This window comes from Janthinobacterium sp. SUN026 (genome assembly GCF_030397625.1).
GTDB classification, from domain to species: Bacteria; Pseudomonadota; Gammaproteobacteria; order Burkholderiales; family Burkholderiaceae_D; genus Janthinobacterium; species Janthinobacterium kumbetense.
This window is the reverse complement of the sequence record NZ_JAPQNU010000001.1, coordinates 1560957-1580440: the sequence shown is the minus strand read 5'-3', so window position 1 is coordinate 1580440 and position 19484 is coordinate 1560957. Positions and strand designations below refer to the sequence as shown.

General features: G+C 63.8%; 19 protein-coding genes and 1 tRNA gene. 10 read left to right on the top strand and 10 right to left on the bottom strand.

What is annotated here, in order from left to right; all coding sequences use genetic code 11:
* The first annotated feature begins 115 nt into the window (after positions 1–115).
* The 3 genes from OX459_RS07265 to OX459_RS07255 are packed head-to-tail and all read left to right on the top strand — an operon-like array spanning position 116 to position 2452.
* On the top strand, positions 116–925 hold the full coding sequence (locus OX459_RS07265; RefSeq protein ID WP_289904376.1) for a methionine ABC transporter ATP-binding protein: 810 nt from the start codon (positions 116–118) through the stop codon (positions 923–925).
* Entirely contained in the window at positions 918–1592 is a 675-nt protein-coding gene (locus tag OX459_RS07260; protein WP_058051319.1) for a methionine ABC transporter permease, read from the top strand. The genes OX459_RS07265 and OX459_RS07260 overlap by 8 nt, the downstream gene beginning before the upstream one ends.
* A gap of 32 nt (positions 1593–1624) precedes the next feature.
* Positions 1625–2452 carry a MetQ/NlpA family ABC transporter substrate-binding protein gene (locus OX459_RS07255; protein WP_289904373.1) on the top strand — a complete coding sequence of 276 codons (828 nt, stop codon included), beginning with the start codon at positions 1625–1627 and terminating at the stop codon, positions 2450–2452.
* Positions 2453–2533: 81 nt separating this feature from the next.
* Here the strand turns inward: OX459_RS07255 and OX459_RS07250 are convergent, their stop codons facing one another.
* Both OX459_RS07250 and OX459_RS07245 read right to left on the bottom strand, forming a co-directional pair.
* A complete protein-coding gene (locus tag OX459_RS07250) occupies positions 2534–3151 on the bottom strand; it encodes an OmpW family outer membrane protein (protein ID WP_152284250.1) in 618 nt (205 codons plus the stop codon).
* Positions 3152–3299: 148 nt separating this feature from the next.
* Positions 3300–4196, bottom strand: coding sequence for a LysR family transcriptional regulator (locus tag OX459_RS07245; protein WP_289904370.1), 897 nt, complete (start codon positions 4194–4196; stop codon positions 3300–3302).
* 240 nt (positions 4197–4436) lie between these two features.
* Between OX459_RS07245 and fur the strand changes: the two genes are divergently transcribed.
* From fur to OX459_RS07210, 7 genes are all read left to right on the top strand, one after another.
* Positions 4437–4874: a ferric iron uptake transcriptional regulator gene (fur, locus tag OX459_RS07240; protein WP_099667281.1), complete on the top strand. Its 438-nt coding sequence runs from the start codon at positions 4437–4439 to the stop codon at positions 4872–4874.
* A gap of 69 nt (positions 4875–4943) precedes the next feature.
* The gene (locus tag OX459_RS07235) at positions 4944–5309 is read left to right on the top strand and encodes a MerR family transcriptional regulator (protein ID WP_099667280.1); all 366 of its coding nucleotides are present in this window, start codon (positions 4944–4946) and stop codon (positions 5307–5309) included.
* Between the two features lie 59 nt (positions 5310–5368).
* Positions 5369–5959: an NAD(P)H-dependent oxidoreductase gene (locus OX459_RS07230; protein ID WP_289904369.1), complete on the top strand. Its 591-nt coding sequence runs from the start codon at positions 5369–5371 to the stop codon at positions 5957–5959.
* Positions 5960–6139: 180 nt separating this feature from the next.
* Positions 6140–7357: a SpoIIE family protein phosphatase gene (locus OX459_RS07225; RefSeq protein ID WP_289904367.1), complete on the top strand. Its 1218-nt coding sequence runs from the start codon at positions 6140–6142 to the stop codon at positions 7355–7357.
* Positions 7358–7421: 64 nt separating this feature from the next.
* Entirely contained in the window at positions 7422–7979 is a 558-nt protein-coding gene (locus OX459_RS07220; protein ID WP_071076508.1) for a SiaB family protein kinase, read from the top strand.
* Positions 7980–8001: 22 nt separating this feature from the next.
* Positions 8002–8400 (top strand): DUF1987 domain-containing protein, encoded by a 399-nt coding sequence (locus OX459_RS07215; RefSeq protein WP_077406607.1) that lies wholly within the window; start codon positions 8002–8004, stop codon positions 8398–8400.
* Between the two features lie 3 nt (positions 8401–8403).
* On the top strand, positions 8404–9144 hold the full coding sequence (locus OX459_RS07210) for a GGDEF domain-containing protein (protein ID WP_251348081.1): 741 nt from the start codon (positions 8404–8406) through the stop codon (positions 9142–9144).
* A gap of 8 nt (positions 9145–9152) precedes the next feature.
* Here the strand turns inward: OX459_RS07210 and OX459_RS07205 are convergent, their stop codons facing one another.
* From OX459_RS07205 to fdnG, 8 genes are all read right to left on the bottom strand, one after another.
* Positions 9153–9866, bottom strand: a complete 714-nt coding sequence (locus tag OX459_RS07205; protein WP_251348080.1) for a transporter substrate-binding domain-containing protein — start codon at positions 9864–9866, stop codon at positions 9153–9155.
* Between the two features lie 153 nt (positions 9867–10019).
* Positions 10020–10115 (bottom strand) — tRNA-Sec (locus OX459_RS07200).
* Between the two features lie 19 nt (positions 10116–10134).
* Positions 10135–12090 carry a selenocysteine-specific translation elongation factor gene (gene selB, locus OX459_RS07195; RefSeq protein ID WP_289904365.1) on the bottom strand — a complete coding sequence of 652 codons (1956 nt, stop codon included), beginning with the start codon at positions 12088–12090 and terminating at the stop codon, positions 10135–10137.
* Positions 12087–13496 carry an L-seryl-tRNA(Sec) selenium transferase gene (selA, locus tag OX459_RS07190; protein WP_289904364.1) on the bottom strand — a complete coding sequence of 470 codons (1410 nt, stop codon included), beginning with the start codon at positions 13494–13496 and terminating at the stop codon, positions 12087–12089. The genes selB and selA overlap by 4 nt, the downstream gene beginning before the upstream one ends.
* On the bottom strand, positions 13493–14548 hold the full coding sequence (gene fdhE, locus OX459_RS07185) for a formate dehydrogenase accessory protein FdhE (RefSeq protein WP_289904362.1): 1056 nt from the start codon (positions 14546–14548) through the stop codon (positions 13493–13495). Before fdhE ends, selA begins: the two co-directional genes overlap by 4 nt.
* A 150-nt stretch (positions 14549–14698) precedes the next feature.
* Complete coding sequence (locus OX459_RS07180; RefSeq protein WP_289904359.1) at positions 14699–15370, bottom strand: formate dehydrogenase subunit gamma; 672 nt, start codon at positions 15368–15370, stop codon at positions 14699–14701.
* On the bottom strand, positions 15357–16280 hold the full coding sequence (gene fdxH, locus OX459_RS07175; RefSeq protein ID WP_034779207.1) for a formate dehydrogenase subunit beta: 924 nt from the start codon (positions 16278–16280) through the stop codon (positions 15357–15359). The genes OX459_RS07180 and fdxH overlap by 14 nt, the downstream gene beginning before the upstream one ends.
* 13 nt (positions 16281–16293) lie before the next feature.
* A complete protein-coding gene (gene fdnG / locus OX459_RS07170; protein ID WP_143451508.1) occupies positions 16294–19365 on the bottom strand; it encodes a formate dehydrogenase-N subunit alpha in 3072 nt (1023 codons plus the stop codon).
* Positions 19366–19484 lie beyond the last annotated feature (119 nt).

The window sequence follows — 19484 nt, the reverse complement described above, 5'->3', positions numbered from 1 at the left end:
CTGTCGTAGGAGTAATAACACGATCGGAGGTATACTACGCAACCGACGTAACAGGCTGGGCGATTTGGCCCCTGCAAGCGCGCCTGTCACGGTCCAATAAAAAAGGAAACACTGCATGACCACACCACACCGTACGCCGGTGATTCGCATCGATGGCGCAAACAAGACCTTCGCGCTGCCCAAGGGCGAACAATTCCACGCGGTCAAATCGGTCACGCTGGAAGTCTATCCCGGTGATATTTTCGGCCTGATCGGCAAGAGCGGCGCCGGCAAATCGACCTTGCTGCGCCTGATTAACCTGCTCGAGCGTCCCGACAGCGGCAGCATCACGGTCGCCGGGCGCGAATTGACCAGCTTGAGCAAGGGCGAACTGCGCGACGCGCGCCAGAATATCGGCATGATTTTCCAGCAATTCAATCTGCTGCAAAACGCCAGCGTGTTCGACAACGTCGCCTTCCCCCTGAAAATCCATGGCACCACCAAGGGCGAGCACATCGCCGCCCGCGTCGAGGAATGCCTGGCGCTGGTGGGCCTGTCCGACAAGCTGCACAGCTATCCGGCGCAATTGTCGGGCGGGCAGAAACAGCGCGTGGCGATTGCCCGCGCCCTGGCCAGCCACCCGGACGTGCTGCTGTGCGACGAACCGACGTCCGCGCTGGACGCGGAAACGACGCGCGCCCTGCTCGATACCTTGCGCGACATCAATGCGCGCCTGGGCGTGACCATCGTCATCGTCAGCCATGAGCTGTCGGTGCTGGGCGCCATCTGCAACCGGGTCGCCGTCGTGGAAAGCGGCGCCATCGCCGAACAATTCGAACTGAGCGACACGGCCACCCCGCGCAAGACGGCGCTGGGACGCGAGCTGGCTTATTACGGCACCGAGGCGTTTGAAGCCACCGCATGGAAGGATGCAACACATGTTTGAAGAATCGATCAATAACGTCATCAACCTGCTGCCGGAAATCTGGGTGGCGCTGGGCCAGACCATGACCATGCTGGGCATCGGCCTGACGGCCGCCATCCTGATCGGCGGCCCGCTGGGCATCTTGCTGTTCCTCGTCTCGGAAGGCCAGTCGCTGGAAAACCGCCCTCTGTCGATGATCCTCGGCTGGCTGGTCAATACCGTGCGCAGCTTCCCCTTCATCATCCTGCTGGTGGCCCTGACGCCGTTTACGCGCATCATCGCGGGCACCTCGATCGGCCCGCTGGCGGCCAGCGTGCCCCTGTCGTTCGCCGCCATTCCCTACCTGGCGCGCCTGGTGGAACAGAACCTGCGCGAAGTGCCGCGCGGCGTGATCGAAGCGGCGCACGCCATGGGCGCGTCGGAAATGCAGATCATCTTCCGCGTGCTGCTGGTGGAAGCGCGCTCCGGCCTGGTGCTGGCCCTGACCGTGCTGTCGATCAGCTTCCTGTCGTATTCGGCCGTGGCCGGCGTGGTGGGCGGCGGCGGCATCGGCGACCTGGCCATCCGCTACGGCTACTACCGCTTCGAGACGGACATCATGGTCGCCACCGTGGCCATCCTGATCGTGCTGGTGCAAACCATCCAGTTCGCCGGCACGCGCATCGCCAAGCGCCTCGACAAACGTTAATTCATATTCAGTATTTCAGTACAAGGAAAAGCATGAACCACATTCGCCGCAATCTGCTCCTGGCCGCTGCCAGCCTGACCTTCGCCACCGCCGCCCACGCCAAGGACCCGAAAGAACTCGTCATCGGCACCAGCTCCGGCCCGTATTCGGACCAGCTGAAGCTGGGCATCAAGCCTATCCTGGAAAAACAGGGCTACAAGGTCAAGATCGTGGAATTCAACGACTACGTGCAGCCGAACTACGCACTGGCCGAAGGCTCGCTGGACGCCAACGTGTTCCAGCACATCGTCTACCTGACCAAGTTCGCCACCGATAACAAGCTGCCACTGAGCTCATTGATCACCGTGCCGACCATGCCGATCGGCCTGTACGGCGGCAAGCAGAAAACGCTGGCGGAAGTCAAGAACGGCGCCACCATCACCATGCCGAACGACCCGACCAACCAGGCGCGCGCGCTGGTGATGCTGGCCAAGATGGGCTGGATCAAGCTGAAACCGAACGTCGACCCGCTGCGCGCGTCCGAGCGCGACGTGCTGGAAAACCCGAAGAAGCTGAAACTGGTGCCGCTGGAAGCGGCGCAGCTGCCACGTTCGCTGGCCGACGCCGACTACGCTTTCGTGAACGGTAACTTCGCCCTGGCCGCCGGCATGAAGCTGACCTCGGCCCTGAGCGTGGAAAAGATTTCGGACAGCTACATCAACCTGGTCGCCATCCGCACGGCCGACAAGGCCAAGCCATGGGTCAAGGACCTGGAAGCGGCCTACCGCTCGCGCGCCTTCCTCGACGCGACGAACAAGTATTTGGCCGGCTACGAAAAGACGGATTACCAGCTGGCGCTGGAAAAGACGCTGAAAAAATAGACCGCTACATGTCATGCAAAAAGGACGGCCAAGGCCGTCCTTTTTTATTGTCCGCGCCGCGCGGGCGCAGTCATGCCTTGCTTAGAAGCGGTAGCCGACGCCGACGCCGATCAGCAGCGGATCCACCTTGACTTCGCTGGCCTTGGCGCCGCCGATGAAGACGTCGCTGCGGATCTGCACTTTCTTGATGTCGAAGTTCAGCGACCAGTTTTTATCGAGCTTGTAGTCGACGCCAGCTTGCAGCGCGAAGCCCCAGCTGTCGTGTTCCAGGCGGCCGGCGCCGTTCAGCAATTTCACATCGGAAATATTCGTGTAGTTCACGCCCGCGCCCACGTAAGGGCTGAACTGTTTTTCAGGCATGAAGTGATATTGCAGCGACAGGGTCGGCGGCAGGTGCTTGAACGTGCCGATATTGTTACCGTCGAGCTTGACGTCATGCTTTTGCGGATACGTCAGGATCAGTTCGGCAGCGATATTGGGGGTAAAGAAATACGAGATATCGATTTCAGGAATCGTCTTGCTGCTGACATGCAAACGGTCGGATGCGCCCACGCCGCCGATCGGAGCAGATTTGTCGGCCGGGTCGAGGTGCACGGCGCGTGCACGAACCAGCCATGGGCCTTCCTGTGCCATTGCGTTACCGGCGAATGCGCCAATGGCGGCCAGGACGATTGCTGCTGCAGTTGCGGACTTCTTCATTCTAGTTCCCTCTTTTTGTCGTTAAGTAACGCTGCGAAGTCTAAGAGTGCAGCGCAACAAAAACTTTGATCCACATCAAATAGGGCCAGAAGGGCTGGAAAGAGGGATTTTTTCCTTTGCACAGGTCAAGAAATGCCGCATTGCAAAATTAATTCACTGCGATAAACAGGCTGGCGACCCAGTCGGCAAACACGCGCACGCGCGGCGACAATTGCCGGTGATGGGGATACAGCACGGACACGGGCAGCGGGTCGGGCCGCAAGTCGCGCAGCACTTCCACCAGTTCGCCGGCCGCCAGCGCCTGCTCCAGGTGATAGCGGGGCGCCTGGATCAAGCCCATGCCCGCGCGGCAGCAGGCGTGATACGCGTCGGCATTGTTGACGGATACCGTGCCCCCAAAGGCCACGCTGTGGCGCTGTCCCGCCACCTTGAAATCGAAGGGCCAGACCTTGCCCGTCTGGGCGGAAAAGAAATTGACGGCGCGGTGGCCGTCCAGCTGCGCCAGATGCTCCGGCGTGCCGTGCGCGGCCAGGTAGGCGGGGCTGGCGCACGTCACCTGTTCCAGCAGCGCCACGCGACGCGCCACCATGGACGAGTCGCCCAGTTCGCCCACGCGCAGCACGCAATCGACGCCTTCGCGCACCAGGTCGACGAGGCGGTCGCCCATGCCGATTTCCAGCTCGATCAGCGGATAGCGGGCGCAGAACCGGTCCAGCACGGGCATCACGAAATGCATGGCCAGGGTCGCGTGCAAGTCGACGCGCAGCTTGCCGGCCGGCTGCTGCGCTGCCGACGTGAACACGGATTCCGTTTCCTCCAGATCCGCCAGCAGGCGCACGCAGCGCTGGTAATACGCGTCGCCATCGGGCGTGGGCGTCACTTGCCGCGTGGTCCGCTGCAGCAGACGCACGCGCAGCCGCGCTTCGAGTTGCTTGATGGCATGCGTGACGGTGGCCTTCGGATAACCGAGGTCATGCGCCGCCTGCGTAAAACTGCGCAGTTCGACGATGCGCGCAAAGATGCGCATCGCATCAAATCGGTCCATGCCCCCTCCATTGTTATTTCTTGCTGCACAGTATAGCGATTCGACCGCCACTTTTCATCAGCAACCAATACTGCTGGCATCAGTTGCCTGCCACGCAAGCGCCACTTGCGCCGATGTCACTGGATTGCCGCCCGCCCGCGCGGCATACTATTTACAGTACACACATGAGAATGGTAATGATTATCATTTGCGATATAATGCAATACCTCGCTAGGGCGACTACAAAAAGGAATGGGAGACATGGATATATTGAGGGAACTGCGTGAATCGGGCTTGAAAGTGACCATCCCCCGCTTGCGGATTCTGCAGCTGTTTCAAGAAGGCACGATCAAGCACCTGAGTGCGGACGATGTCTACAAACTCTTGCTGGCTGAAAAGATCGACGTGGGCCTGGCCACCATCTACCGCGTGCTGATGCAGTTTGCCGAAGCGGGCATCCTGTTTCGCCGGCATTTCGAATCGGGCCACGCCGTCTTCGAACTGAACGAAGGGCAGCACCACGACCACCTGGTCTGCACGGGTTGCGGCAAGGTCGATGAATTCGTCGACGAAGGCATCGAACTGCGCCAGAACGAGATCGCCGCCGAGCGGGGCTTCGTGCTGCACGAGCACGCGCTGTCGCTGTACGGCACCTGCGCCGAGTGCACGGCGAAGAAAGTGCCGCCGCGCCGGGCCTGAGGATACCTGGGCCGTTTGGGCGCCGCTGCCATACGGTAAGATTCGCTCAAGCTTGAGAAAGGATCACCCATGTACATCGGAGAAATCGCCCGCCTGGCGGGCACCTCGCCCAAGGCCTTGCGCCACTATGAAGCGCTGGGCTTGCTGGGCGACGTGCGCCGCGCCGGCGCCTACCGCGTCTACACGCAGCAAGACCTGGCGCAAGTCAAACTCATACGCCAGGCGCAGGCGCTGGGCTTCCGCCTGGCCGAACTGCTGCCCATCCTGGCCGGCGACGATACGGACTGGGCCGCCCTGTCGCAGCACATCGCCGCCAAGCGCACGCAGATACAGCAGGATATCGCCCGCCTGCGCCAGCTCGACGCCCAACTGGCCGACATCGACACGGAAATCCACGACTGCCTGGCACACCAATACCTTCAAGCGGCCGCTTGACTCTGCCCCCAGGGGCAGGCTTTAGCATGCAAGCTCTTCTTTAACGGACAGCCTGCACCATGACCAAGACGACACCCAAGCGCATTTTGATACTCCTCGGCCACCCGTCGGGCGACAGCTTTTGCGCCGCCCTGGCCGAGGCCTATGCCGCCACGGCCCGCAGCGCGGGCCACACCGTGCGCGAACTGCGCCTGGGCCAGCTGGACTTCGATCCCGTCCTGCATGAAGGCTACCGCCAGGTGCAGCCGCTGGAGCCGGACTTGCTGGCCGCGCAGGAAGCCATCCGCTGGGCCGAACACCTGGTGTTTGCCTATCCGATCTGGTGGGGCGGCGCGCCAGCCCTGCTGAAAGGCTTTGTCGACCGCGTCTTCCTGCCTGGCTACGCCTTCAAGTACCGCCCCGGCAAGGCCTTCCCGGCGCAGCTGCTGAAGGGCCGCACGGCGCAGCTGCTGGTGGCAATGGACACGCCGCCGTGGTATTTCCGCTGGATCTACCATATGCCCGGCATCCACCAGCTGCGCAAGACGACGCTGGAATTTTGCGGCATCAAACCCGTCAGGGTAGCCAGTTTCGGCCCCCTCATCGATTCCACCGAAGCAAAGCGCGAACGCTGGCTGGCCCAGGCCAGGACGCTGGCGCGCCATCTGTAAGCCCGGCAACGGCTTGCCATGCAGCCATCTTGCATACGGTTTTGACAAGCTGGTAATCAAGCCGTCATATTCCAAGGCTACCATGATGATATTGCCTGTTTGTCAGTCGCCTTGCCGTCGCGACAACAAGGGTCCGATCGTCATGTAAAGGTAGCCGCTGTGGAGTTCAACGCTTCTCGATTGCATCTTCCCCGTTATCGCACGTCCGTGGCGTTTGATCTGTGCATTCCCACGGAATCCGTGCAGGCCGACGCCAGCAATTTCGCCGTGCTGGAATTGTTCACGGAACGGCGCGACATGATGAGCCTGCCCGTCACGGAGCAGCAGAAGCCCATCGGTTTGATCAGCCGCAACATCTTCATGTCGCAGATGTCCAAGCCCTTTTATCACGAGGTGTACGGCAAGAAGAGCTGCATCGCCTTCATGGACAAGGAGCCGCTGATCGTCGATGGCGCCATGAGCATCGAAGACCTCACCTTCCGCGCCGTGGAAGCGGGCGAGAAGGCGCTGGCCGACGGTTTCATCATCACCGAAGATGGCGCGCTGGCCGGCGTGGGCTTCGGCTTGCAGCTGATGAACGTGGTCGCCACCATGCAGGCGGAAAAGAACCGGCAAATCATGCACAGCATCGATTACGCCAGCGTGATCCAGCGCGCGCTGCTGCGCACCTCCGATGCGGAATTGCGCGCCACCCTGCCCGACGCGCACCTGGAATGGCAGCCGCGCGACGTGGTCGGCGGCGATTTTTACTTTTTCGAGCGCCACGCGGGCGGCTGGTTTGCCGCCATCGCCGACTGCACGGGTCACGGCGTGCCGGGCGCCTTCATGACCCTGATCGCCTCGTCGGCCCTTAGCCAGGCCTTGCGCGAGCTGGGGCCGCACGATCCGGCCGCCCTGATCGGCGCCGTCAGCCGCGCCATCAAGACCCTGCTGGGCCAGGACGGCGCCAGCAGCGGCGAAGCCACCGGCCACGCCGGCTCGAACGACGGCATGGATTGCGCCTTCCTGTGCTACGACACGGCCGGCGCCAGCCTGCGTTTCGCGGGGGCGAAACTGGCGCTGCACGTGGTCGCGCCGGGCGAAGAGGCCGTGCGCGCCATCGATGGCGCGCGCATGGGCGTGGGCTATGTCGACACGCCGGCCGGCTACTGCTGGCACAACGAGACGCTGGACGTTCCCGCCGGCAGCCTGCTGTTCCTCACCACCGACGGCTTGCTCGACCAGATCGGCGGCGCGCGCGACATCGCCTACGGCAAGCGGCGCATGCGCGAACAGCTGCTGGCGCAGCGCGATGCGCCCGCCGGCGACGTGGCGGCGGCGCTGCTGCAGGACAGCGCGGCATGGCAAGGCAAGCAGCCGCGCCGCGACGACCTGACCTTTTTCTGTTTTCGCCTGTAGTCGGGCGCCAACGAGCCACCTTATCAACAAGAAACCGGGTCACCGGCTAGCCAGGAGCACGGACGTGCTGTACGAAGAATTCAACGAGTTTTGGGATGTGGCGCGCAAGCGCAACATCATCTTTTTTTACGTGGGCTATTTCTCGCAGCACGTGGTCAGCGCCATTTCCGAAACCATCAAGGCGCGCCTGGACACGGCCGGCGCGGCCGGGCCCACGCGGCGGCGCATCTTTTCCTCGTTCATCGAGATGTCGCAAAACATCATGCACTATTCCGCCGACAGCCTGACGCCCGATGCACAGCTGGACCAGCAGATGCGGCGCGGCTCGTTCTGCATCGGCACGCGCGGCGACAGCTTTTTCCTCCTGTGCGCCAACCCCGTCTCGACGGACAACGTGGCGCAGATCCGCGCCCGGCTGGAACCGCTGCACACCATGACGATGGAAGAAATCCGCCTGGCGTACAAGAAGGCCCTGCGCGAGGAAGCGCCGGCCGACAGCAAGGGCGCGGGCCTGGGTTTTCTGACCATGGCGCGCGACGCCAGCGAGCCGCTGGAATTCGAATTCGTCCAGGATCCCCAGGAGCCGGGCCACACCATCTTCTGCATCAAAGCCATCATTTGAAAGAGCCGACTCAGGAAAGCATATGCAATTACCGTCACCACTGTTCATCGCCGCGACCCCGAGTTCGCCCGAAATCGACTTCCGTTTCGAGCAGCACACCCTGTCGATCAAGGGCGAGTCGTATCCGGAAAACGCAGCCGCCTTCTATGGCCCGCTGATCGCCGCCGTGCGCGCCTACCTGGAAGGCTGCCGCGAAAGCGCCATCACCGTCAACGTCTCGCTGGCCTACTTCAACAGCTCCAGCACGAAGATGCTGTTTACCCTGTTCGACACCCTGAACCAGGCGGCCGTCGATGGCAACCAGGTGCGCCTGAACTGGTATCACGACGAGGACGACGACACCATCCTGGAATTCGGCCAGGAGCTGCAGCAGGACTTTACGGCGCTGGACTTCCACGACCATCCCGTGCAGGGCAGCTAGGGCATGCGCGCCGCCATCTCCGAGTCCGACCTGGAGCCCGACCTGTTCACCGTGGAAGCGGCGGCGCTGGCTGCCGCGCGCCGCATGCACGCCGATACTCACGCCAGCGGCGAGGCGCAGCGGCGCGTGCTCGGTGAGCTGATCAATCACTACGAACGACTGATGCGCGAGACGCGGCGCCTGATCGGCCGCAGCGACCGCGCCGAGCGCGACATGCATTTGCTGAACCGCCAATTGCAAACCCTGGCCGGCCAGCTCGAATACCGCGCCACGCACGACCCGCTGACGGGCGCCCTGAACCGCGGCGCCGTGATCGACCACGCCTCGCGCTGCCTGGCGCAGGGCGACATGGCGCTGATCGTGCTCGACATCGACTTGTTCAAGCAGGTCAACGACGATTTCGGCCACCCGGCCGGCGACGGCGTGATCCAGGCCGTGGTGGACTGCCTGAAGGCACTGCTGGGACAGGAAACGGCCATCGGCCGGGTCGGCGGCGAAGAGTTTTCCGTGGTCTGGCCCACTTCCTCGCGCGACGACGCGGCGCAAGTGGCGCAGCGCATTTGCGAGAGCGTCGGCCGCCAGCGCCATGCGGCGCCCATCACGCGCGCCATCACCGTCAGCGTGGGCCTGAGCTGGAACCGCGCCGGCACGGCCTTCGAAACGGCCTACAGCCACGCGGACCAGGCCCTGTACCAGGCCAAGCGCGAGGGGCGCAACTGCGTGCGCCAGTGGCTGGAAAGCTGAAGCGGGCCTTAGCGGATATGTTCGCGCGCCATGCTGCCGTCGCGGCGCATGGCCGCCGCCGCCCGCTGCATGGCCAAGGCCTGCGCCTCGGGCAACTGCCTGTTGCAGGCGAGGTAAGTCTGCACGCGGTTGAAGGTCAGCAGCGGCACCACCTTGCCCTCCCACTCCTTGCCGGCAAACGGCTTGCTGCCCACCGCCATGCCGACGGCCCACAGGTCGATGCGTCCGAGCAGCAGCTTTTGCGGATTGAGCCACTCCTGCGTCACGGGCGCCACGTTCAGGCCGCGCTGGCGCAGGAAATCGTCGCGCGCGTCGCCCAGCACCGTGCCGATCACCAGGCCGCGCGCATCATCGAGCGTGCGCAGCGCCAAATGCCGTTCGGCCAGGCCGTAGAGTATCCATTCCGCTTCATTCAAGGGTCCGATCCAGCGAAATTGCGCTTCGCGCTCCTGCGTGCGGCTGGTGGAAAAGATGCAGGTGTCGGCTTCGCGCAGCGCCTGCGCGTACGCGCGCTTCCACGGCAACAGCTCGATGCTGTAGGAAAGACCGGCGCGCGCCATGATGTCGCGCACCTTGAGCGTTTCACGTCCGACGACGACATTGCCTTCCATCATGCTCGACGGCGGCAAATGCTCGCCGACGATGCGCACATCCACCGCCGCGGCCAGCGCCGGCATCAGCAGCGCCACTGCCAGCAGCCACGCCATGCTTGCTTGTTTCATGCTTGCTTTCATCTGCCACAGGGGATACAAGCCGATGTTACCATCGGCTCACCCTGGCATCGTTGCATATTGTCAATAACACCATTTATTTTCCGAAACGTGACAACAAGCCAACGCCGGGACGATCACCGTGCAGGGGGAAGGAAGAATAACTGGCGGAAAACAGTAGGAGTCGAACCTACGGGAGAACGTCTGACGCCCTCCACCGGGTTTGAAGCCCGGCCACATCACCGGATGAGTGTGCTTTCCGCGGTGCCTGAGCTAGTACTTAGCTGTTGGGCAAGGCCGCGGTGTAGGACCACAGCGCTTGCGGGCGCAATAGATGCCCATTGCCAACACGGCGAGTATAACCGACGCGGTCAAAGAATTCCAAGACCTGGATCGCCCGCTTGCGGCCCAGGCCGCTGGCGTCGCGGAACGTGGCCGCGCCCACGGCGCCATTGCCCGCTGGCAAGCCTGCATCCTCTTCCGCCTTGTGCGCCAGTTGCCGCACCAGTTGCGCCAGTTCGGCCAGCGCCGCCTGGTGATAAAACAGGTCGTGCACGACCTGGCTGATCTGCCCAGCCTTGGCCAGTTTGCGCAACAGCCGGCGAGCGTCATCCTCGGCCATGCCGAAGCCGCGTGCCAGGTCGCGCGTCCACGGCGGATCGGCACGCCCCTGCTCCAGGGCGGCCAGCAAGGGTTCGGCCATGGCCTGCTCCTGCGGCGTCAGTTCCACGCTGTGCGTCGGCAAGTGCAGGCTGGCGCCGCGCGCCAGGATCTCGCCGCGCGCCAGCAAGCCTTCGACCAGGTGGCTCCACAAGGCATCTTCCATCTCGGCGTCGACGATGCGTTTCAGGCGCCACAGTTCCGGTCCGGCCTCGTCGGGCGCGCGCGCGTGGAAGACGTCCAGGGCTGCCAGCACGCGCGCTTCCAGCGCCAGCAACGCATCCGGCGCCAGCAGCAGGGCGTCGCCGGCGCGCAGGGCGATGCGCCGCGTGTCGGGCGGCAGCGCGAGGGCTCCCGCCGGCAGCAGGGACAAGCGCACCAGCAGCGATAAACGCAACCCCAGCGGACTTTGCGCCAGCAGGGCCGCATAGTCGCCGTGCGCGACGAACGCGGCCAGCGCATCGAGCCACGCCAGCCTGGCCGGGCTGCGCCGCTTGCGCGCGGGGCCGAACGGATCGAGCACCATGCCGCCGCCCACCGTCTGCGTCGCTTGCGCATTGCGCACGACGAAGCGGTCGCCCGGCACGCCGTGCATGGGCGCATCGAACACCAGTTGTACTCTACCCGTCTGCCCCGGCGACAGGGTCTCGCCATCGAGCATGACGGCGCGCGCCAGCTGGTGCGCCGCGCCCAGGTGCACGTGCAGCGGCGACCAGGCTTTCAGTTGCACGCCCGCGTCGGGCAGCAGGGTCAGTTCCACGTCGAGGCGTTCGGAACACTGCGCCAGCTCGGGCGCGACGATCCAGTTGCCCCGCTCGATGCGCTCGCGGTCGATGCCGGCCAGGTTCAGCGCCAGGCGCTGGCCCGCCGTGCCCGTCTCGGCGGCGCGGTTCTGCGCATGGATGCTGCGCACCCGCGCTGGCGCGCCGCCGGGCGCCAGCTGCAGCATGTCGCCCACCCGCGCGCATCCCGCCAGCGCCGTGCCGGTGACGATGGTGCCCTGCCCCGACAAGGTGAACACGCGGTCCACGCCGAGGCGGAACAAGCGCCGCTCGTCGTGTTGCGGCAAGCGGCGCGCCACCTGCGTCAGGTGCGCCAGCAGGGCTGCCACGCCGGCATCGCCGTCGCGATTGGCGGCGGTGGGGAAAATCGGGCTGCCCGCCAGCGGCGTGCCGGCCAGCAGCGCCTCGATGTCCGCTTCCACCTGCGCCACTCGGGCGCTATCAGCGCGGTCGACCTTCGTCAGCGCCACGGCGCCGCGCGTCACGCCCAGCAGCTGCAAGATGGCCAGGTGTTCGTGCGTCTGCGGCATGACGCCATCGTCGGCGGCCACCACGAGCAAGGCGAAATCGATGCCCGTCACGCCGGAAGCCATGGTGCGGATAAATTTTTCGTGGCCCGGCACGTCGATCACGCCCAGCACCGTGCCGTCCGCCAGCGGCAGATAGGCGTAGCCGAGTTCGATCGAGATGCCGCGCGCCTGCTCTTCCTTCAGGCGGTCCGTGTGCACGCCCGTCAGCGCGCGCGTGAGCGTCGTCTTGCCATGGTCGATATGGCCCGCGGTGCCGACGATCATGCGGACAACTCGGCGAGCTGCGCGACGAAGGCCGTCTCGTGCGCCGCTTCCAGGCAGCGCAAATCGAGCCACAGGGTGTCTTGCCCGATGCGCCCGATCACGGGGCACGGCAAGGCGCGCAGCCGCTGTTCCAGCGCTCCCAAGGGGTTGCTCAGGCGCGAGCCTGGCGCGCTGCGGATGGCCAGGCCAAAGCTGGGCAGCTGGTCGACGGGCAAGGCGCCGCTGCCGATCTGGCTGGTCATTGCTTCGGCAGTGACTGCGTACGCGGCGCCCAGCGCCCCTTGCAGCAGCGGCAGCAGCATTTCCGCCTGCGCGCGCATGGCGGCGGCGGGACGCGTCAGCAAGCGCAAGGTGGTCAGCCGTTCGGCCAGCAAATCCGGCGCGCGGTACAGCCGCAGCACGGGTTCCAGGGCGGCCAGGGTCAGCTTGCCGACCCGCAGCGCGCGTTTCAGGGGGTTGCGCTTGATCTTCGCGATCAGGTCGGCGCGCCCGACGATGACGCCGCATTGCGGCCCGCCCAGCAGTTTGTCGCCGCTGAAGGTGACCAGGTCGGCGCCCGCCTCGATGGTTTCGCGCACCGTCGTTTCATGCGGCAGACCGTATTGCGCCAGGTCAACCAGGGTGCCGCTGCCCAGGTCCACGGCCGTCGGCACGCCGTGTTGTGCCGCCAGCGGCACGAGTTCGTCGAGCTCCACGCTTTTCGTGAAGCCGGTAATGGCGTAATTGCTGCAATGGACCTTCATCAAGAGGGCCGTATCTGCATTCACGCCGTTCGCGTAATCGGCCAGGTGGGTGCGGTTGGTGCTGCCCACTTCGCGCAGCACGGCGCCCGCGCGCGTCATCACGTCGGGGATGCGGAAGGCGCCGCCGATTTCCACCAGCTCGCCGCGCGACACCACCACCTCCTTGCCCTGCGCCAGGGTGTTCAACATCAGCAGCACGGCGGCCGCATTGTTGTTGACGATGGTGGCCGCTTCGGCCCCCGTCAATTCGCGCAGCAATTCCTCGACCAGGTCGTCGCGGTCGCCCCGCTTGCCCGTGTCCAGGTCGAATTCCAGGTTCATCGGCCACTGCAACGCTTCCACCACGGCTTGCACGGCCGCATCGGGCAGCAGCGCGCGGCCCAGGTTCGTGTGCAGCACGGTGCCCGTCAGGTTGAAGACGGCGCGCAGCTGCGAACGCGATTGCGCCTGCAGCCGTTCGGTCATCTGCGCGGCGATGGCGGCGATCGATGCGCCCTCTTCGCAGACTGCGCCCGCCAGCATGGCCGTGCGCAGTTCGGCCAGCACGGCGCGCGCGCAGGCCAGGGTTTGCGCGCGGCCATAGTGTGCAATCAGGGCCAGGCAAGCCGCGTCGCCCAGGATACGGTCTACCGATGGCAGGCGCACGGTTTGCCCCGTCGTCATGCTGGCTGGCCCTCGCTGCCGTCGCTCTTCCCCAGCCACAGCAGCGGATTGCCGCTGGCGCGCTGGTAGCCCGCTTCGCCCACCAGCAGGTCGAGCATCAGGCTGGCCAGGTCGTCGGCCAGGGGCTCGACGTTGTAATCGTGTTCCTGGTTGAAGACCTTGCGGTAGGTATGGCAATCGTCGCAGGTTTCCGCGCGCGCCACTTTCTTCGGATCATTCGCCTTGTTCGGCAATTTGTCGTCCTTTGCCGTCACGGGGTCGAACGGCGCCGCATCGGCAGCGTCCAGGCCCTGGTAGGCGATCTTGCCATTCTGTTCGCAGGTCGAACACTTCACGCGCACCATATGCCATTCGCTTTCGCAAATGCCGCAGTGCAGGTAGCGGTAGCCCTGCGACCCGCCGCCGATGCGGATCACGCTGGCGACGGGGTGCGAACCGCAGACGGGGCACAGGGTGCCCGTTTCCAGGTCCGGCACGCGCGCGGCGCGCAGTTCGCTGGCCGACACCGACCACAAGATTTGCAGCGCGGCCGCGACGAACGGCGCATGCATGGGATTGAGGTTATCGCCATTTTCATCGAGCACGGCATCGGCGCAGGCGTCCAGCGCCGGCGCGTCGAGCACGCGCAGCTGGGCCAGCACCTGCGTCAGGCCGCCGGACAGGGCCGGCTGGCTTGCCGCCGTGGCGGCCAGTTCATCGAGCAGGCTGGCGAATATGTCGCGCCAGACGGGCGGGCGGGCGCCGTTGACGGGCAGCACCGGCATGCGGTGCTGCATCGCGCGGCGCAGCGCGTCCGGGTCGGCGGCAGGCACGGCGCCGGGCGCCAGTTTTCCCACGACGGCGGCTTGCGCATCGGCCAGCGCGGCCATCAGCACCAGGTAACCCTTCATGCCCGCGTCGACGGGGATGCCCTTGATGTTTCCCTGCGCCAATTCGCGCAGGCGCGAGGCGCGCGCCTTGAAGAGGCTGTCAGGCTGCGGCAGCAGCAGGCGCGGAATCGCGTTGTGGTCCAGACCTTCGATTTCGCCTGGCTGAAGAATGCGTTGTACCAATGGAGTTTTCCCATCAAAAAAGGCCGAGCGTAGCTGGCCAGCCCATCCGGCGGATGCGGCTGTGTTTCGAAAGTATTTTAATCGATAAAAAGAAAGGGGTCAGTCCTGGGACTGACCCCGGGTAATGCCGCTGGCATCAATAGCAAGAACTTAGTCTTTTGTACTGCGCATCACCGCCTCGAACCACTTCGGATGGTGCTTGCGCGCCCAGCCGTAGGTGACGGTGCCGCGCACCATGGCGCCGATCGAACCCTTGACCCACAGGGCCGCATAGATGTGCACGATGATGGCGCAGATGATGCCGAACGCGCACACGGCGTGCAGCAAGGCGGCCGCGCGGATGACAGGAATCGGGAAGTAGAACGCGAAATACGCGCGCCAGATCACGATGCCCGACAGCAACAATCCCGCCATACAGGCCAGCAGCACAAAGAACAGGATCTTCTGGCCGGCATTGTATTTGCCGATCTTCGGCAGCTTTTCTTCGCGGTTGTTGAGCACGTCGTCCATCTGTTTCAGCCACTGCTTGTCGCCGTCCTCGAACTTGTTATGGTGCCAGAAGCGCACCACCAGGATCGCGAACGAGACGAACATCACCAGGCCGGCAAACGGATGCAGGATGCGCGTCCATTGCCCGCCGCCGAACAGGTTGGCCAGCCACGCCATCGAGGGATGGAACATGGCCAGGCCGGACAGGGCCAGCATGACGAAGGTGATGGCGGTCACCCAGTGATTCGTGCGCTCGTTCGGGTCGTAGCGCTGGATCAGCGGGTTGCCATCCTTGTCACGCAGCTTGCCATCATGCAGATCACTGTGGCTCATGGTCTTCCTCCCGGATGCGTTTGGCCTCTTCCAGCGCCTCGTGCTCTTCGTCCTTGCTCACTTCGTTCGGACCGACACGCGTGTAATGGAAGAAGCCTGCCAGCGCCGTGGCGGCCATGCCGGCCACCGCGAGCGGCTTGGACCAGCCCTTCCAGAAACCCACCATCGGGCTGATGCGCGGGCGTTCCGGCAAGTTCGAATACAGCTTCGGCTTGTCGGCATGGTGCAGCACGTACATCACGTGCGTGCCGCCCACGCCCAGCGGATCGTACAGGCCCGCATTCTCGAAACCGCGCGACTTCAGGTCGACGATGCGCTCTTCCGCATGCACCTTCATGTCTTCCTTGGTGCCGAAGACGATGGCGCCCGTCGGGCACGTTTTCACGCAGGCCGGTTCCTGGCCCACGGCGACGCGGTCCGAGCAGAGCGTGCACTTGTAGGCGCGGTCGTCCTTTTTCGAAATGCGGGGCACGTCGAAAGGACAGCCGGCTACGCAATAGCCGCAGCCGATGCAGTTTTCCTGATGGAAATCCACGATGCCGTTCGTGTATTGCACGATGGCGCCCGGCGCAGGACAGGCTTTCAGGCAGCCCGGGTCCTCGCAGTGCATGCAGCCATCCTTGCGGATCAGCCACTCGAGGTTGCCGTCGTTGTTTTCGTGTTCGGCAAAACGCATCACCGTCCACGATTGCGGCGTCAGGTCCGTCGGATTGTCATAGGTGCCATGGTTTTCGCCGACTTCATCGCGCAAGTCGTTCCATTCCATGCACGCCGTCTGGCAAGCCTTGCAGCCGATGCATTTCGACACATCGATCAGCTTGGCCACGGTGCCCGTCACCGGGCTGCGTGCTTGCGGCGGCGTTACCGTGGTAGCCGACAGGCGCCGGATATCTAAGGATTGCAGTGCCATTATTGAGCTCCCATCATGCTTTTTCCACCTTCACGAGGAAGGACTTGAATTCCGGCGTTTGCGAATTCGCATCCCCCACGCCCGGCGTCAGGGTATTGATCAGATACCCCGGCTTGGCCACGCCCGTAAAGCCCCAGTGCAGCGGCAGGCCCACGGTATGCACCGGCTTGCCCTCGATCATCAAAGCCTTGATGCGCTTGGTGACGACGGCCTTGGCGATGATGTGACCGCGCTTGGAACTGACGCGCACTTCCCCACCGGCAACGACGCCGATGCTCTTGGCCAGTTCTTCGCCGATTTCGACGAATTGCTGCGGCTGGATGATGGCATTCAGGCGCGCATGCTTGGTCCAGTAATGGAAATGCTCGGTCAGGCGGTAGCTGGTGGCCACATGCGGGTATTCCTCATGCGTGCCGAACATTTTCCGGTCATCGGCGAACACGCGCGCGGCCGGATTGCTGGTCGCTTGCGGGTTTTTCGGATGCATGGGGTTGTAGCCCAGCGGATTTTCGAACGGCTCGTAATGCTCGGGGAACGGCCCCTCGGCCATGGCGCCGCGTGCAAAGAAGCGTGCCACGCCCTCGCCCAGCATGATGAACGGACCCATGCCGTTTTCCGGCGGTTCGTCGACCTTGAAGTCGGGAATATCGGCCCCGCTCCAGTTCGTGCCATTCCACTCGATCAACTTGCGCGTCGGGTCGAAAGCCTTGCCCTTCAAGTCGCACGAAGCGCGGTTGTACAGCACGCGGCGGTTCGCCGGCCACGCCCAGGCCCAGCCCAGGGTCTGGCCGATGCCGGTCGGGTCGCTATTGTCGCGCCGGCCCATCTGGTTGCCCGCCTGCGTCCAGCTGCCGGCGAAGATCCAGCAACCGCTGGTGGTCGTGCCATCGTCGCGCAATTGCGCAAACGAGGCCAGCTGCTCGCCCTTCTTCACCAGCAGCTTGGTCGGATCTTTCGGATCGTACAAGTCGGCCAGCGCCTTGCCGTTGAATTCGCGGGCGATTTCTTCCGGCTGCGGGTTATGCGGCTGCGCATAATTCCACGTCAGGTTGACGATAGGATCGGGGAACTTGCCGCCCTCTTTCTTGTACATGTTGCGCATGCGCAAGAACAGGCCCGACATGATCTCCAGGTCGCTGCGCGCCTGGCCCGGCGGTTCGGCCGCCTGCCAGTGCCACTGCAGCACGCGCGAGGAGCTCACCAGCGAACCGCGCTCTTCGGCGAAGCAGCTGGTCGGCAAGCGGAACACTTCCGTCATGATCTTGGTGGGATCGACTTCGTGATATTGCCCGTGCGCCTTCCAGAATTCGCCCGTTTCCACGGCCAGCGGGTCCATGATGACGAGGAACTTCAGCTTCGACAGCGCTTCCGTGACCTTCTGCTTGTTCGGCGCGGACGCCAGCACATTGAAGCCCTGGCAGATATAGCCCGTCATCTTGCCTTGGTGCATGTTCTCGATGGCTTGCATCAAGTCGTACGGCTTGTCGAGTTTCGGCAGGTAGTCGAAGGCGTAGTTATTTTCCGCCGTGGCAAAGTCGCCCCACCACGTCTTCATGAAGCTGACGTGGAATTTGCGGTAATTGCTCCAGTAGCTGAGCTGGTTCGGCCGCAGCGGCTTGGTGGCGCGCGCGGCGATATAGCCGTCGAAATCCTGCTCGGACTCGTTCGGCAAGGTCATGTAGCCTGGCAACAGGTTCGACATCAAGCCCAGATCGGTCAGACCCTGGATGTTCGAGTGGCCGCGCAAGGCGTTCATGCCGCCGCCCGCGATGCCCATATTGCCCAGCAGCAATTGCACCATGGCGCCCGTGCGGATGGTTTGCGCGCCCGTCGAGTGGTGCGTCCAGCCCAGCGCGTACAGGATGGTACCTGCGCGTCCCGGCACGGCGGTCGAAGCCAGGGCTTCCGCCACCTTGTGGAACTTGTCGGCCGACACGCCGCACGTGCGCTCGACCATCTCGGTCGTGTAGCGCGCGTAGTGCTTCTTCATCATCTGGTAGACGCAGCGCGGGTGTTCCAGGGTCGGGTCGACCTTGGCATAGCCATCTTCGCCGATCTCGTAATCCCAGGTGGCCTTGTTGGTGTACTTGCCTTTTTCTTTGTCGAAACCCGAGAACAGGCCGTCCTCGAACGCATAGTCTTCGCGCACGATGAAGGGCATGTCCGTGTAGTTGCGCACGTACTCATGCTGGATCTTGTCGTTCGTCAGCAGATAATTGATGATCGCGCCGAGGAAGACGATGTCCGTGCCGGTACGCGTGGCGCAGTAGTAATCTGCCACGGATGCGGTACGGGTAAAGCGCGGATCGACAACGATCAGCTTGGCCTTGTTATGCGCCTTCGCTTCCGTTACCCATTTGAATCCGCAAGGATGTGCTTCTGCTGCATTGCCGCCCATGACCAGGATCACATCGGCATTCTTGATATCGACCCAATGATTCGTCATCGCGCCACGGCCAAACGTCGGGGCAAGACCTGCCACCGTCGGTCCGTGTCATACACGCGCCTGATTATCAAAGGTCAGCATCCCCATGCTGCGCACTGTCTTGTGGGTCAGATACCCCACCTCGTTGCTGCCGGCGGACGCGGCAAGCATGCCGGTGGAGAGCCAGCGGTTGACGGTCTTGCCGTCGGCATTCTTTTCGATCAGGTTGGCGTCGCGGTCATCCTTCATCAGGCGCGCGATCTTGTCGAGCGCCACATCCCAGGAGATCGGTTGCCATTCCGTGCCGCCCGGTGCGCGGTACTCGGGCACTTTCAGGCGGTTCGGGCTGTGGATGAAGTCGACCAGGCTGGCGCCTTTCGGGCACAAGGTGCCGCGGTTCACCGGGTGATCGGCATCGCCTTCCACGTGGATGATGCTGGAGACGGCGTTTTTCGCGCCGTCGCCCAGTCCATACAGCAGGACGCCACATCCTACCGAACAGTAGGGACAGGTATTGCGTGTCTCGGTGGTGCGAGACAGCTTGTATTGCCGCACTTCCGCCATCGCCTGGCCCGGTGCGAAACCGAGCAGGGCGAGGCTGGAACCAGCAATGGTCGCGCCAGTTACCCGAAGGAACTGGCGCCTGGACATCTGAACCATATTCAGGCCTCTATGATGTGAGTAAATAAAAAGTCATACGGCGTCGTGGTAGTGTCATATCACTAAGATATAAGCACCATGCCTGTGCCGTATGACAGTATTTTACCCCTCAAACTCCG